This is a genomic window from Streptomyces griseoluteus (assembly GCF_004784465.1).
GTDB lineage: Bacteria > Actinomycetota > Actinomycetes > Streptomycetales > Streptomycetaceae > Streptomyces > Streptomyces griseoluteus.
In genome coordinates, this window is record NZ_SRRU01000005.1 from 401,512 (window position 1) to 416,028 (window position 14,517).

General features: G+C 72.5%; 16 protein-coding genes. 11 read left to right on the forward strand and 5 right to left on the reverse strand.

Translation table 11 applies throughout. The annotated features are described in order from the left end of the window. Positions 1 to 4: 4 nt before the first annotated feature. Positions 5 to 925, reverse strand: a complete 921-nt coding sequence (locus E5082_RS16550; protein WP_135792007.1) for a CBM35 domain-containing protein — start codon at positions 923 to 925, stop codon at positions 5 to 7. 153 nt (positions 926 to 1,078) lie between these two features. Beyond that, entirely contained in the window at positions 1,079 to 2,731 is a 1,653-nt protein-coding gene (gene cdgB, locus E5082_RS16555; protein ID WP_135792008.1) for a diguanylate cyclase CdgB, read from the reverse strand. Positions 2,732 to 3,035: 304 nt separating this feature from the next. Between cdgB and E5082_RS16560 the strand changes: the two genes are divergently transcribed. From E5082_RS16560 to E5082_RS16570, 3 genes are read left to right on the forward strand one after another with little or no spacing between them, the layout of a single operon-like run. Beyond that, positions 3,036 to 3,608, forward strand: a complete 573-nt coding sequence (locus E5082_RS16560; RefSeq protein WP_167514076.1) for a flavin reductase family protein — start codon at positions 3,036 to 3,038, stop codon at positions 3,606 to 3,608. A gap of 38 nt (positions 3,609 to 3,646) precedes the next feature. Next, a complete protein-coding gene (locus tag E5082_RS16565; protein WP_135792009.1) occupies positions 3,647 to 4,105 on the forward strand; it encodes a hypothetical protein in 459 nt (152 codons plus the stop codon). A gap of 9 nt (positions 4,106 to 4,114) precedes the next feature. Beyond that, positions 4,115 to 4,579, forward strand: coding sequence for a GNAT family N-acetyltransferase (locus E5082_RS16570; protein ID WP_135792010.1), 465 nt, complete (start codon positions 4,115 to 4,117; stop codon positions 4,577 to 4,579). Here E5082_RS16570 and arfB read toward each other — a convergent pair. Next, positions 4,576 to 5,004, reverse strand: a complete 429-nt coding sequence (gene arfB, locus E5082_RS16575; RefSeq protein ID WP_086695404.1) for an alternative ribosome rescue aminoacyl-tRNA hydrolase ArfB — start codon at positions 5,002 to 5,004, stop codon at positions 4,576 to 4,578. The two genes, E5082_RS16570 and arfB, sit on opposite strands and share 4 nt — an antisense overlap. A gap of 185 nt (positions 5,005 to 5,189) precedes the next feature. Here arfB and E5082_RS16580 point away from each other — a divergent pair, with 185 nt between their 5' ends. From E5082_RS16580 to E5082_RS16590, 3 genes are all read left to right on the forward strand, one after another. Continuing rightward, complete coding sequence (locus E5082_RS16580; protein ID WP_030804536.1) at positions 5,190 to 5,765, forward strand: TerD family protein; 576 nt, start codon at positions 5,190 to 5,192, stop codon at positions 5,763 to 5,765. A gap of 91 nt (positions 5,766 to 5,856) precedes the next feature. Further along, the gene (locus tag E5082_RS16585) at positions 5,857 to 6,786 is read left to right on the forward strand and encodes a bifunctional GNAT family N-acetyltransferase/NUDIX hydrolase (protein WP_135792011.1); all 930 of its coding nucleotides are present in this window, start codon (positions 5,857 to 5,859) and stop codon (positions 6,784 to 6,786) included. A gap of 24 nt (positions 6,787 to 6,810) precedes the next feature. Continuing rightward, entirely contained in the window at positions 6,811 to 7,311 is a 501-nt protein-coding gene (locus E5082_RS16590; protein WP_030804532.1) for a hypothetical protein, read from the forward strand. Between the two features lie 6 nt (positions 7,312 to 7,317). Here the strand turns inward: E5082_RS16590 and E5082_RS16595 are convergent, their stop codons facing one another. After that, a complete protein-coding gene (locus tag E5082_RS16595; protein WP_135792012.1) occupies positions 7,318 to 8,010 on the reverse strand; it encodes a pentapeptide repeat-containing protein in 693 nt (230 codons plus the stop codon). A 104-nt stretch (positions 8,011 to 8,114) separates the two neighbouring features. Between E5082_RS16595 and E5082_RS16600 the strand changes: the two genes are divergently transcribed. Continuing rightward, complete coding sequence (locus tag E5082_RS16600; protein ID WP_135792013.1) at positions 8,115 to 9,089, forward strand: alcohol dehydrogenase catalytic domain-containing protein; 975 nt, start codon at positions 8,115 to 8,117, stop codon at positions 9,087 to 9,089. A gap of 77 nt (positions 9,090 to 9,166) precedes the next feature. After that, entirely contained in the window at positions 9,167 to 10,675 is a 1,509-nt protein-coding gene (locus E5082_RS16605) for an MFS transporter (RefSeq protein WP_135792014.1), read from the forward strand. 28 nt (positions 10,676 to 10,703) lie between these two features. Here E5082_RS16605 and E5082_RS16610 read toward each other — a convergent pair whose 3' ends face one another. Continuing rightward, positions 10,704 to 11,360: a rhomboid-like protein gene (locus E5082_RS16610; RefSeq protein ID WP_373310074.1), complete on the reverse strand. Its 657-nt coding sequence runs from the start codon at positions 11,358 to 11,360 to the stop codon at positions 10,704 to 10,706. A gap of 10 nt (positions 11,361 to 11,370) precedes the next feature. On the opposite strand from E5082_RS16610, the gene E5082_RS16615 reads away from it, so the two are divergent. From E5082_RS16615 to E5082_RS16625, 3 genes are all read left to right on the forward strand, one after another. Beyond that, complete coding sequence (locus tag E5082_RS16615; protein ID WP_135792015.1) at positions 11,371 to 12,225, forward strand: aminoglycoside phosphotransferase family protein; 855 nt, start codon at positions 11,371 to 11,373, stop codon at positions 12,223 to 12,225. 64 nt (positions 12,226 to 12,289) lie between these two features. After that, positions 12,290 to 13,357: a right-handed parallel beta-helix repeat-containing protein gene (locus E5082_RS16620; protein WP_135792016.1), complete on the forward strand. Its 1,068-nt coding sequence runs from the start codon at positions 12,290 to 12,292 to the stop codon at positions 13,355 to 13,357. Positions 13,358 to 13,416: 59 nt separating this feature from the next. Continuing rightward, a complete protein-coding gene (locus E5082_RS16625) occupies positions 13,417 to 14,442 on the forward strand; it encodes a methyltransferase (protein WP_135792017.1) in 1,026 nt (341 codons plus the stop codon). Positions 14,443 to 14,517: the final 75 nt, after the last annotated feature.

Genomic DNA, 14,517 nt, shown 5'->3' on the forward strand with positions numbered 1-14,517 from the left:
CCGGCTACCGCCAGCCCTTTTCCAGCCAGAACTGGTCCAGGTTGACGTCGCACTGGTTGCCGCTGCCGCACGAGATGCTGATCGTGTTCGAGCCCTTCTGGAGCTGGAGGTTGGCCCAGGTGTGGGTCCAGCCGCGCTCCCAGTCGCCCTCGGGGGCGTGGGCGAAGTTCGACATGTTCAGCGGGCGGTTCTGCGAGGTGCCGTTGATCGTCAGCGTGGTGTTGGCGTCCTTGCCCGGCACGCCGTAGTTGACGTTCAGCGTGTACTTGCCCGGCTTCGGCACGTCCACCGTCCAGGTCACCGACGCGCCGACGTGGTTCAGGCCGCCCACGTAGGAGCCGCCCGCCGACTTGGCGCCCTTGATGTCGGAGGCCGGGGCGGCTCCGCCCGCGAGCTGCACCGAGTCGTCGACCGCGTCGGCCTTCGGCAGCTCGCCGGCCTCGCCGGTGCTGGTCGCCCCCGCGCTCGGCGGGGCCTCCTGCGACTGGGTCGGGGAGGCGTCCGCCTGGTTGCCGCCCTTGTCGTCGTCGGAGTTGCCGTTGAGCATCGCGATGCCGATGCCGATCACGACCGCCGCGACCACCGCGATGGCGCCGATCAGCAGGCCCTTGGTGTTCGGCCCGCGCCGCCCGCCGCCACCGCCGCCGTGCGACGCCTGCCGGGAGGTGGGAGCACCGCCGGGCATCGTCTCCGGCGCCTGGTAGTGGGCCGCGGTCGTCTGCCCGTAGCCACCCTGCTGCGACGGGGCGGTCTGCTGCGCTTGGCCGTACTGGCGCTCACCGACCGGGCGCACCCTGTTGACCGCGTTGGGATAGCCGTAACCACCGGACGGCGGCTGGGCCCCCCGGGCCTGGCCGTCGGCGTACAGGTAGCCGAACGGGTCGTCTTCCTCGGGCTTGCTCGCGCCGTTGTCGCCGGGCGTCATCCCTGGGTACTCCTCAACAAGTGCGGGCGGGCGGGGTACGGGGTTGGAATGGCGAGCCTACCCTCCCGCACACCCCGATTCGCTCGGACGGGGGACCCCCGAACGGGCGCCCGAAGCGCGGAGCCCAGCACTGTCAGCGCACTGACCTGCGTTTCACCCGGCACGCCGATGCTGTTTGGGACGAGATCGTTTCTCAACGTACATCCGCTCGTCGGCGGACTTCAGCACTTCGTCGGCCGTCATCCCGCAGTGCGCCCAGCCGATGCCGAAGCTGGCGCCCACCCGGACCGCCCGGCCCTCGGCCCGGATCGGCTGGATGATCTCGTTGCGCAGCCGCACCGCGAGGTCGGCGGCGTCGGCCTGGCCGAGACCGTCGGCGAGGATCACGAACTCGTCGCCGCCGAGCCGGGCCACGGTGTCGCCGTCCCGCAGTCCCGCGCTGAGCCGGCGGGCCACCTCGATGAGGACCGCGTCGCCCGCGTTGTGCCCGAAGCGGTCGTTGATCGACTTGAAGCCGTCCAGGTCGCAGAAGAGGACCGCGAGCCCCTTGGTGCCGTCGTCGGGGCCCTGCTGGGGGGCGACGGCGTGCACATGGTGGTCGAACGTGTCGTACGCCTCCGGGCCCGGCGGGAAGTCGAAGCCGTGGGCGTCGCCGGAGCCGGCCGGGTGGCCGTAGGCGGCGTCCAGGGAGTCCAGGGCGTCGGGGTGGGCCGGGCGGCGGCACAGCCGGGCGGCGAGCCGGGAGCGCAGCTCGGCGGAGTTGGGCAGCCCGGTCAGGGAGTCGTGGGAGGCGCGGTGGGCGAGCTGGAGCTCACGGCGCTTGCGCTCCTCTATGTCCTCGACGTGGGTCAGCAGGAAGCGCGGGCCGTCGGCCGCGTCCGCGACCACGGAGTTGCGCAGCGACACCCATACATAGCTGCCGTCGCGCCGGGCGAGCCGCAGCTCGGCCCGTCCGCCCTCGGCGGAGGTGCGCATCAGGGTGCCGATGTCCTCGGGGTGGACGAGGTCGGAGAAGGAGTAGCGGCGCATCGCGGAGGCGGGCCGGCCGAGCAGGCGGCACAGGGCGTCGTTGGTGCGCAGGATGCGGCCGTGCTGGTCGCCGCCCATCTCGGCGATGGCCATGCCCGAGGGGGCGTATTCGAACGCCTGACGGAAGGATTCCTCACTGGCCCGCAGGGCCTGCTGGTCGCGTTCCAGACGGACCAGGGCGCGCTGCATGTTGGCGCGGAGGTGGGCGTTGCTGATCGCGATGGCGGCCTGGAAGGCGTACATCTGCAGGGCCTCGCGGCCCCAGGCGCCGGGGCGCCGGCCGGTGAGGGGGCGGTCGACGGATATGACGCCCAGCAGTCCGCCGCGAGCGCTCCCCTGGGCGCCGGGGGCGTACATCGGGGCGAAGAGGCGGTCGCCGGGGTGCCACTCGTCGGGAAAGCGGGGCGAGGGGCCCTCGGTGTACCACTGGGGGACGTCGTCGTCGTCCAGGACCCAGCCCTCGGTGTGGGGTATGAACACCAGGTCGCCCCAGAGTTCGCCCATGCCCAGGCGGCGGTCCCAGGACTCGCGGGAGCCGGTGCGGCCGGTGATGAGGGCCTCGGCGGCGGAGTTGCCGGACACGGCGGCGACGACCAGGTCTCCGTCGGGGCGCACAAGGTTGACGCAGGCCATCTCGTAGCCGAGGGCGGAGACCGCGCCGTCCGCGACGATCTGAAGGGTGTCGGCCTGGCTGCGCGCGGTGTTCATCTCGGCCATGACCTGGTGAAGCTGACGCAGTGACGTCAGAGGGACGTACGGCTCCTGATCGGTCTCCATGCTCGCCCTCCCCCTGCTGTCCACAGGCTTTCCGCCACTGAATCACAGCGCGCTGCTCACTCGGTACACAGGGTCAACAATTCCGCACTCCTTGTGACTCAAGTCACAGAAGAAGTTGAACAATTGAGTGCAGTTTCCGCACTTTCCCGTTGCGTTCTCCGATCGCAAAGGCTGCGAAGTTGCGCATATGCCGCTGGCCGGTCCGGGCGGTCCTTCCGCCACAGGTCCGGTCCTTTGGTCCTAGGTCCGGGTTACGCCGGAGGCCCGATGCGGCGGACGCGGGCGGCCGATTAGCGTTTGCGGTGTGCTGAACCCTCCCTCCCCCACCGCCGCGGCCGCTTCTGTGCATGCTGAAGGGGTGAGCGACGACGAGTTCCGGGCGGCGATGTCCCGGCTGGCCGCGGGCGTGGTCCTGGTGACCGCGCAGGAACCGCCGCTGGACCCCGACGACCCGTACGCGCCGGGCGGCGAGGACGCGGGCATGACGGCCACGGCCTTCATGTCGGTCTCGCTGGACCCGCCGCTGGTGCTGGTCAGTCTGCGCACCGGCTCCCGGATGGACGACCTGCTGGACGAGCAGCCGCTCTGGGCGGTGTCCGTCCTCGCCGAGCACCAGCGGCAGATCGCGGGGCGATTCGCCATGAAGGGCCGGGTCAGCGACCGCCTCCTCTTCGCCGACCTCGCCTGCGACCGCGGCGAGGCCACGGGCGCCCCCCTGATCCCCGACGCCCTGGCCACCCTGGAGTGCCGGACCGAGCAGCGCGTCGAGGCCGGCGACCACACCCTCGTCATCGGCCGCGTCCTGACGGCCCGCGTCCCGAGCGCGGAGGGCGGCCCCCTGCTGTACTACCGGGGGCGGTACCGGCACTTGGGCTGAGCGCAACCGGCCGGGGGCCGGCGGATGTCCCCTCCCGCATGACCGTCGCCCTCTACATCGCCGCGCTCTGGGCCCCGCTGCTGATGCCCTGTCTGGCCGCCCCGTCGGCCGTGGCCCTGGCCGTACGCATCCGCACACGCACCTGGGGCCGTGCCTGGTACGCCCCGGACACCGCTCCCAGCTTCTTACTGGCCCTCATGACCGCCGCCGCGGCCTTCGGCCTCTTCGGCTACGGGGTGGCGTGCGGCTTCTACATCCTCGACCCGGACCAGATGTGTGCGGCACAGGGCGTGCCCGGCGACCGGATCGTCACGCACGAGACCCTGCCCGTCAGCGCTCAGTGCGTCACCGAGGCGGGCGCGGCGACGGAACTGGTCCCGTCCTGGGTGAACCCGACGATCTGCCTCTGCCTGCTGGTGTGCGCGGCGTCCGTCACCGCGGGGGCCGCGTCGTTGCTGCGCCGTAGAGAGATGGTGCCCGCGGACCCCGCTTCGTAGGGTGCGCGCATGTCGCCCCGTCTTGCCGAGGTCACACCGGTGAACCTCGAGACCGCCCTGGCCATCCGGGTGCGTCCCGATCAGGAGCACGCCGTCGAACCGGTCGCACACTCGCTGGCGGAGGCGTACGTGCGCCCCGCCGGGGTGGCCTGGCCGCGGCTGATTCTCGACGGGGACAGGGCGGTCGGGTTCCTGATGGCCTTTGTGGACATCGACTGGCGCGCGGACGGCGGGAGCCTGCGGCGCTCCGGGCTGTGGCGGCTGAACATCGACGCGGGCCAACAGGGCAAGGGGTACGGCCGGTTCGCCGTGGAGTCGGTCGCCGCCGAGCTGCGGCGGCGCGGGTGCGGGGAGCTGTACGTCACCTGGCATCCCGGCGCGGACGGGCCCGGCGAGTTCTACCGGCGGCTCGGCTTCCGTACGACCGACGAGACGAGCGGGGGCCAGACGGTCGGGGTGCTCGACCTGGGCTAACCCCAGTCCCGGCCGGAGCGGCCGCGCTTGGTGTCGGCGCGCTGCTTCTTCTCCCTGAGCCGGCGTTCGTTGATGCCGCGTGGGATGCGGGTGGGGCGGCGGGGCTTGGGCGGGGGTGCGGTGGCCTCGGCGAGGAGGGCGGCGAGGCGTACGGCGGCGGTCTCCCGGTTGCGCCACTGCGAGCGGTGCTCGGAGGACCGTACGACGATCACACCGTCCACCAGGCGCCCGGCCAGGCGTTCGAGCGCGCGTTCCTTCCACACGGGGGGCAGTGCCTCGGTGCGGGCGAGGTCGAAGCGCAGCTCCACCTGGGAGTCGCTGGTGTTGACGTGCTGGCCGCCGGGCCCGGAAGACCGCGAGAAACGCCAGTTCAGCTCGGCCTCGGGAAGCGAGACCGAGCCGCGGATGAGATAGGGCCCGGACATGCGTCCCATGTTCCCGGCTCCGGGCACTCCGAGTCACCCCGATTTCCGGCGCGCCTGCCGACGGCGGCGGAGCAGCTCGGTAAAAAAGGTAAAGCGGGGCGGAACCTGAGGCACCCCTCCCGCCGTTCTACCCGGTGACGTAGCTTCGTCGGCACAGATACTCAAAAGGGAAGGGACTCCCGATCATGGCTGTAAGCCTGTCCAAGGGTGGCAACGTCTCGCTCACCAAGGAGGCACCGGGCCTGACCGCCGTCACCGTGGGCCTCGGCTGGGACGTCCGCACCACCACCGGCACGGACTTCGACCTGGACGCCTCCGCCATCGCGGTCAACGGCCAGGGCAAGGTCTACTCCGACCAGCACTTCGTCTTCTTCAACAACAAGCAGACGCCGGACAGCTCCATCGTCCACACCGGTGACAACCGCACGGGCGAGGGCGCGGGCGACGACGAGGCGATCAACGTCAACCTTGCCGCCCTCCCGGCCGACGTGGAGAAGATCGTCTTCCCGGTCTCCATCTACGACGCCGAGAACCGCGGCCAGAACTTCGGCCAGGTCCGCAACGCCTACATCCGCATCGTCAACCAGGCGGGCGGCGCGGAGATCGCCCGCTACGACCTCTCCGAGGACGCGGCCACCGAGACCGCCATGGTCTTCGGCGAGCTGTACCGCAACGGTGCGGAGTGGAAGTTCCGTGCCGTCGGCCAGGGTTACGCCTCCGGCCTGGTCGGCATCGCCCAGGACTTCGGCGTGAACGTCTGAGAGCGGTTGCCGCCCGGCTCCGGGGTCTGCCCCGGGGCCGGGTCACCGAATTCCCCCGGCTGAGGCGGGCGCGCGCGTTAGCGTGCGGCGGGTGATCCTCGAACCCGTGCCCGCCGGGGGCGTTCCGCCCGTGCTCGGCGAACTGACGGCGCTGTACGCCTCCCAGCGGGCGTTCCACACGCTCAGCGGGGAGTTCCCCGACCCGGCGGACATCCGGCCGGAGCAGGTCGCGCAGGCGGTCGCGGGCGAACTGGCCCACCCCGACGGGGAGGTGCTGCTCGCCCGGGTGGAGGGTCGGCTGGTCGCGGTCGTGAACACGCTGGCCCGTCACCCCGATCCGGCCGATCCCGACCCGTGGATCGGGCTGCTCCTGGTCGATGCCGCTCAGCAGGGCAAGGGGTACGGCCGCCAAGCCGCCGAACTGACCGAGGCCCGCTTCCGCGCGGCCGGCCGCCAGGCAGTCCGCCTCGCCGTCCTCGACGGCAACCACGCCGGCCTGGCCTTCTGGAAGTCCCTCGGCTACACACCCCTCGCCCACCGCCACGACCGCGCCCTGAACCGCCCCTGCACAGTCCTGCGCAAGCCGCTGCGCACGCCGAGGCAGGCCGCGCGTACCGCCGTGGTCGACCCGGAGGGCGCCGTGTTCCTCTTCCGGTACGACAACTCCGAGGTCGGCGTCCACTGGGCACTGCCCGGCGGCGGGCTCGAACCAGGCGAGACCCCCCGCGAGGGCGCCGCGCGGGAACTGGCCGAGGAGACCGGCTGGACCGACCTCGTCCCCGGCCCCCTGCTGTGCACGTGGGAACACGACTTCACCCGCGCCGGTGTCCCCGTCCGCCAGCACGAGCACATCTACGTCACCCCCGGCCCCCGCCGCGACCCCACCGCCTCCGCCCGCGCCGCCCACTTGGCCGAGGGCATCCTGGGCGGTCGCTGGTGGACCCCCGCCGGACTGGCCGCCCCCGCCGAGCCCGTATGGCCGCCGGACCTGGGCCGGCTGCTGGCCGAGCGGGCACGCTGAGCCCCCGGCGTGGGACCATCTGACGTGCTCGACATCGGCTACGCGCTCTCCAACCGCTTTCCGGACCCCCCGCAGACGGACTACCGGCGGGCGGACGTCCGGGCGCTCAGGCACGATCTGTTCTGCGGGGACGTCTACCTCGCGGACACCAAGTCGGACCGGGAGTTGTCCACAGCCTGGGGATGGGTGCCGGTGCTGGACTTCGCGTGGGCGTTGTGCGACATCGCGGAGCAGCTGGACAAGGACCCGATGGGCTCGCGTGCCGCCCGCCCGCAGCGCGCGGAGCTGGACTTCACCGAGTCCACCGACCGCATGCTGTTCGAGCGCCGCTTCGGCTGGGTGGACATCGAGTCGGACTGGATGCCCGCCGAGGAACCCCCGCTGAGCTTCTCGCACGCCGAGTTCCGCCGCGAGGCCCGCGACTTCCTGCACGACGTGATCGCGGACCTGACCGACATGCACGAGGACCTCGCCGAGAACCCCGCGATCTGGACCCTCCAGGCCCGCTACCCCCGTATCTCGTGACCCTCGCTACCCCTCCACCCTGATCCCCAGCTCCGCCGCCAGCAGCGGAGCGAGGTCCAGCAGCTGCCCGGTGCCGATCAGCGCGCCCGAGAGCCGGTCCAGCCCACGGGTGATCTCCAGCGGAGCCGCCCCCCGCAGATCGACGTCCTTCAGCGTGGCGCGGGAGAGGTCGGCGGACTTCAGGGCGCAGTCGACGAACTCCACCCGCTCCAGCCGGGCCCCGCCGAAGTCGGGCTCCACCAGCACGCAGGACTCGAAGACCACGTCCTTCAGCCGCGCCTCCCGCAGGTTGAGGAAGTCGAGCTTGCCCCCGCGCACCACGACCCGCTCCAGCACCGCCCCGTGCAGCTGGGCGCCCCCGAGCCGGGGCGAGCGGAACTCCACGTCCCGGAAGGTGGCCTCGGCGAGCTGCGTACCCACCCCCCGCACCCCGTCGAGCACCGAGTCCAGCACCCGCGCCCGCCCGAGCCCGGTCTCGTCCAGCACGCACCCGGTGAGCGCGCAGTCCATGAACCGGGAGCCCCCGCCCTGCTGTCCCGACAGGTCGGCCTCCTGGAACTCCACCCCGTCGTAGTCCCCGTCCCGCTCCAGTTCCAGCTCCGCCCAGGGGGTCAGGGGCGGCAGCCGCAACTCCGGGCGCCGCGCACCCCTCACCGCCGTACCGCCGCCGCCCGTACCCGTCGCTCGCCTCGTCGCCATGCGCCCATGCTGCACCCCCGCACTGACACCGCCTTGACCTCGAGCGCCCTTGAGGTCGGAGAGTGGGCCTTCCGGAAGCGGAGGAATATCAACCAGGGGGTCCCATGCACGCCGTCCGTCTGTACGCCTTCGGGCCCGCCGAGAACCTGACGTACGAGAAGACCGACGACCCCGCCCCCGGCCCCGGCCAGGTGCGGATCGCGGTCGCGGCGGCCGGGGTGCATCTGCTGGACACGGCCCTGCGGGAGGGGCGGCAGGGGCCGTTGCCCGGGCTGCCCGCGCTGCCGAGCGTGCCCGGCCGGGAGGTCGCCGGGGTGGTGGACGCGCTCGGGGAGGGCGTGGACGGGGCGTGGCTCGGCAGCCGGGTCGTCGCCCACCTCGGCTTCGCCCCCGGCGGGTACGCCGAACTCGCCGTCACCGACGCGACCCGGCTGCACCCGGTGCCGGAGGGCCTGGGCTTCGCCGAGGCCGTCGCCATGATCGGCACCGGCCGCACCGCGCTCGGCATCGCCGGCTTCGCGGAGCCGGGCCCGGAGTCGGTGGTGGTCGTACCGGCGGCGGCCGGCGGCATCGGCACCCTGCTCGTGCAGCACGCGCGGAACGCCGGGGCGACGGTGGCCGGCCTGGCGGGCGGCGCCGGGAAGACCGCACGGGTACGGGCGAACGGCGCCCACCTCGCCGTGGACTACACCCGCCCCGGCTGGCCCGCCGAGGTCCGGGCGCGGCTGGCCGGACGGGAGGCCACGCTCCTCTACGACGGGGTCGGCGGCGAGGTCGCCCGCGAGGCCGTCGCCCTGCTCGGTCCGGGCGGCCGGCACCTGGTCTTCGGCTGGTCCGCCGAGGGCATCGGGGACGGGGCACGGGGCCACTTCGTGGACGGGGTCTCCGAGTCCGTGCTCGGCCCGGAGATGCTCCGGCGCGGCGGCGGCCTGCGCGCCCTGGAGGAGCGGGCCCTCGCCGAGGCCGCGGCGGGACGGCTGCGCCCGGCCGTCACCCGGTTCCCCCTCGCCGAGGCGGCCGCCGCGCACCGCGCGCTCCAGACGCGCGGGACGGTCGGGAAGGTGGTGCTCGAACCATGAGGAACCGTTACGGCGCCGGGCGGCGCGGGCCCTCCGACGCGGATGCGACCCGCCCCGATACGTGGTCTTCTGGCCAGATGAGCATCGGCCGAACGGGTGAGCGCGGTCCGGTCCCCGCCGAAGCCGATCCCCGCCGCTGGTGGGGCCTTGTCGTGATCGCGCTGGCCCAGTTGATGGTGGTGCTGGACGCGACGATCGTGAACATCGCCCTTCCCTCCGCGCAAGCCGCCCTGCACATGTCCGACGGCAACCGGCAGTGGGTGATCACGGCCTACACGCTCGCCTTCGGCGGGCTTCTGCTGCTGGGCGGGCGGATCGCGGACCTGGTGGGGCGCAAGCGCACTTTCGTCATCGGCCTGATCGGCTTCGCGCTGGCCTCCGCGCTGGGCGGCGCGGCGGCAAGTTCCGGAATGCTCTTCGGCGCCCGCGCGCTCCAGGGCGTGTTCGCCGCCGTCCTCGCGCCGTCCGCGCTGTCCCTGCTGACCACGACGTTCACCGACCCGCGCGAACGCGGCAAGGCGTTCGGGATCTACGGCGCGCTCGCGGGCAGCGGCTCGGCGATCGGGTTCATCCTGGGCGGCCTGCTCACGGAGTACCTGAACTGGCGCTGGTGCCTGTACGTCAACGTGCCGATCGCGATCATCGCCGTCCTCGGCGCCTTCGCCCTGCTGCACGACCGGCCCGGCCACGGCGGCACCGCCCGGCTCGACGTGCCCGGCGCGGTGCTCGGCTGCGGGGGGCTGGTGGCCGTCGTGTACGGGTTCAGCGAGGCCGAGCCGCGCGGCTGGACCGATCCGCTGGTGCTGGCGCTGTTCGCGGTGGGGATCGTGCTGCTGGCGGTGTTCGTGTGGTGGCAGAACCGGGCGCCGGACCCGCTGCTGCCGCTGCACATCGTGCGGGACCGGAACCGTGCGGGGTGCTTCCTCACCATGCTGCTCGCGGTGATCGGCATGTTCGGGCTGTTCCTGTTCATGACCTACTACCTCCAGGTCATCCTCGGCTACTCCCCCGTCCGGGCGGGCCTCGCCTTCCTGCCGCTGACCGCCGCGATCATCATCGGGTCGACCCAGATATCCGCCCGCCTGCTGAACCGGGTGGCGCCGCGCCTGCTGATGGTGCCGGGCATGCTGCTGGCCTGCGGGGGGCTGCTGCTGCTCACGCGGATGACGGTGCACTCGTCGTACACCTCGGAGATCCTGCCCGCGCTGCTGCTGCTCGGGCTCGGCATGGGCCTCACCTTCATGCCGGTGTTCGCCACCGCCACGGCCGGGGTGGCGCCTCGCGACTCCGGGGTCACCTCGGCGACCGTCAACACCGCCCAGCAGGTCGGCGGCTCCATCGGTACGGCCCTGCTCAACACCGTCGCCACCACCAGCGCCGCCGCGTATGTCACCGCCCACCTGCGCGGCCCGGCCGACCGCGCCACCGTGGTACCGGCGGGCGTGGTGCACGGCTACACGGTGGCCATCTCGTGGGCGGCCGCGGTCATGCTGCTGGCCGCCGTGGTGGCGGGCCTGATGGTCACGGCGAAGCCGCCCCGGCACGGGGTGCCCGGAAAGGCGCAGGTGCGGGAGTCGGTCGGCTGAGCGGGCCAGGTCCGTCAGCGCCGGCAAGTCAGCCGGACGGCGCGGCCGGGCTCCGGAACGGCTTCCACGTACTCCCCCGGTCCCGCACCAGCGGATAACAGGCCAGCCCGATCAGCGCGGCCAGGGCGTGCCCGACGTCGGTGAAGGTCCGGCCGCCGGCCAGGGGGACGGTGTAAACGGCGAGCAGCACGGCGAGGTACGCGTACTTCCAGGGCGCCGCGATCCGGTACGTCAGCACCCCCATGACCCCCGCGAGGGCGTAACTGACCCCGATGTCCAGTGTGTTCACGGCCGAGGCGGGAGCATGCCCGTCGTTTATCGCCCTCAGCAGCGCCAGCTCACTGATCAGCGTCGCCAGCACATGCGCGGCCACACACACCACGACCCACCGAGCCGTCCCCACCCACCGCTCCACCTGTGCGTGGAACACGCTGTACGCCGCCACATACGGCAGCCAGTGCCCCCCGTCGATCCACATCCCGCTCGTGATCAGCACCCGCACCGGGTTCTGCGACAACTCATGGATGTTCGTGGACCGCTGCCGCAGAAACTCCTTCTCGAACTCGGGCGACATGTGGTGCAGAGCCACAGTGGTGAAAAACAGAATGGCAAGCCACACATAGGTGCCGGGCGCTGACCGCACGTAGGCCACCACCGCTCGCCCCAACCCGGCACCCCGTCTCACACCGGTCAGTATGGTCACCCACGTGCCCACCCCGCCCTCCGACCGTCCTGCCCTGACCCGCCGGGCAGACCGCTTCCTGACCCACTGGTCCCTGCGCGCCGACGGCCCGCACCTGTCCGGCATCGCGGCCTTGGTCCTCCCGGTGACCGCCGCCGACGGCACCCCGGCGGCGCTGAAGGTCCAGCACCTGGACGAGGAGTGCGCGGGCGAGGCGACGGCCCTGCTCACCTGGGCCGGAGACGGCGCCGTACGCCTGCTGGCGCACGACCCGCCCACCGGCACCCTCCTGCTGGAACGGCTGGACGAGCACCGCCCCCTCTCCGCGCTCCCCGACACCCGCGAGGCGGTCGACGTCCTGGGCGCACTGCTGGCCCGGCTCACCGCCCACCCCGCCCCGCCGGGACTGCGCCGACTGGGTGACATCGCGCGCGGGATGACGGCCCGCCTCCCGCGAGCCCTCCGCGCGGAGGCCGATCCCGGCACCCGGCGTCTGCTGCGGGACTGCGCGGCCGCTCTGGGCGAGGTCGCGGACGAGCCCGGTGACCGGCTGCTGCACTGGGACCTCCACTACGGCAACGTCCTCGCAGCGGCCCGCGCGCCCTGGCTGGCCATCGACCCCAAGCCGCTGGCCGGCGACCCCGGCTTCGAGCTGCTCCCCGCGCTCGCCAACCGGTACGACCCCTCGGACACCCGCCGCCGCTTCGACGCGCTGACCGCCGCCCTGGGGCTGGACCGGGAACGGGCGCGGGCCTGGACGCTGGCCCGCGTGCTCCAGAACCGGCTGTGGCAGCTGGAGGAGGGCCGGGCCGGGCGGCCCCGGGACGACGTAAGGCTCGCCGTGGGGCGGGCGTTGCGAGCCCTTTGACAGACACGCCCCCGGACGGACCATCGCATGGGATACCGGATTAAGCGGTCATACCGTACGCGGTATGAAGAGATGTCACCTCGCATATCTCGCCTGTGGCGCGGCGCTCGTGAGCGCGGGAGTGGGGGCGGTCCCGGCGGCCGCCACTCACCAGACCCTCGTGGTCCGGCCGGGCGAGTCGATTCAGAAGGCCGTCGACGCCGCGCGGGCCGGGGACACCGTGCTGGTGCTCCCCGGTACCTACCACGAGAGCGTGCTGATCAGCACGGACCGCGTCACGCTGCGCGGTGTGGGCGCCCGTACGGTCGTCAAGCCCGCCGCCGTCAAGACCGGCAAGGACGCCAACGGCTGCGCCAAGGACGGCAGCGGCATCTGCGTCCTCGGCACCAAGAAGAAGAACGTCGAGGGCGTCACCGTCGCGGACCTCACCGTCACCGGCTTCACCCACGCCGGGGTCTTCGGCATGGCGACCGACCGCATGACGGTCCGCCATGTGCACGCCGTCGGCAACGACACCTGGGGCATCGCCCAGGAGCGCTCCACGCGCGGCGTGTTCCGCGAGAACGTCGCCGAGCGCAACGGTGACGCCGGAATCTTCCTCGCCAACACCATCAAGGAGGAGGCGGGCGCGTACGACGCCGGACGGACCCTCGTCGAGCACAACCGCCTCAGCGACAACCGCATCGGCGTCACCGTCCGCCGCCTGCGCAACGTGAACGTCCAGTACAACGGCATCCGCGGCAACTGCGCCGGTGTCTTCGTCGTGGGCGACGAGAACACCCCGAAGGCCGGTCACCTGACCGTCGCCCGCAACCGGGTCCTGGAGAACAACAAGTCCTGCCCGAAGACCCAGCGCCTTGCCGCCCTCCAGGGCTCCGGCATCGTGCTGACCGGCGTCGAGCAGACCCGCGTGACCGGCAACTACGTGCGCGGCAACGCCGGCAAGTCCCCGTTCTCCGGCGGCATCGTGCTCTTCAGGAGCATGGTCGGCGCCACCGGCGACAACAACCGCGTCGACGGCAACACGCTGTCGGCCAACGCCCCCGCGGACCTGGTGAACACCGACACGGGCAAGGGCAACAGCTTCACGCGCAACTCCTGCCGGGCCTCAAAGCCCGCGGGCCTGTGCTGACCGCCCGCCCGCTGCCCATCGATGACCGAAGAAGGCCGAAGAACGAGAGAGGGCAGCAGATGACGACCGCTGAGACAGCCCCACCGCCCCCCATGCGCCTGCGCGAGCTGGTGTTCGGGGCGGCCTGCGCCGCCGCCGTCCGGGCCGCCGCCCGGCTCGGCGTGGCGGACGCCCTCGGTGACGACCCCAAGCCCGTGGAGGACCTGGCGGCCTCGGTGAAGGCCGAGCCCAAGCCGCTGCGCCGGCTGCTGCGCGCCCTGTCCTGCTACGGCGTCTTCGCCGAGCGCCCGGACGGCACCTTCGCGCACACCGACATGTCCCGCCTGCTGCGCGAGGACGACCCCAACAGCCTCCGCGCCATCGCCCTGTGGTGCACCGAGCCGTGGACCTGGGATGCCTGGCCCAGGCTGGACGAGGCCGTGCGCACCGGGGAGAACGTCGTGGAGTCCCTCTACGGCAAGGAGTTCTTCACCTACCTCAACGAGGACGCCCCCGAGTCCGCGGACGTCTTCAACCAGGCCATGACCCGCTCCAGCGAGCAGTCGGCCCGCGAGGTCGCCGCCCTGCTCGACCTGTCCGGCGCCTCCTCGGTGGCGGACCTCGGCGGCGGCCAGGGCCATGTGGTGGCCTGCCTGCTGGACAAGTACCCGACGATGCGAGGCAGCCTGCTGGACCTGCCCCGCGTGGTCGAGAACGCCCTGCCCCGGCTGCGTACCGGCGACCTCGCCGACCGTGCCGAGATCGTGCCCGGCGACGTGCGCGCCTCGGTCCCGGTGAAGGCCGACGTCTACGTCATCAAGAACATCCTGGAGTGGGACGACGAGAGCACCGCCCGGCTGCTCGGCAACGTCACCGCCGCGGGCGGCCCCGGCACCCGCGTCATCGTCATCGAGAACCTGGTGGACGACACCCCCTCGATGCGCTTCAGCACCGCGATGGACCTGCTGCTCCTGCTGAACGTGGGCGGCGCCAAGCACACCACCGAGTCCATGGTCGGCCGGCTCACCTCGGCGGGCCTGGTCGTGGACGACATCCGTCCGGTCAACCCGTACCTGCACGCCTTCGAGTGCCACGTCGCCGGCTGACGCGGTCCCCGTACGGCAGAACCGGCCGACGGGCCCGCGACGCTGCGGGCCCGGCGGCCGGTGGTCTTCTTCAGG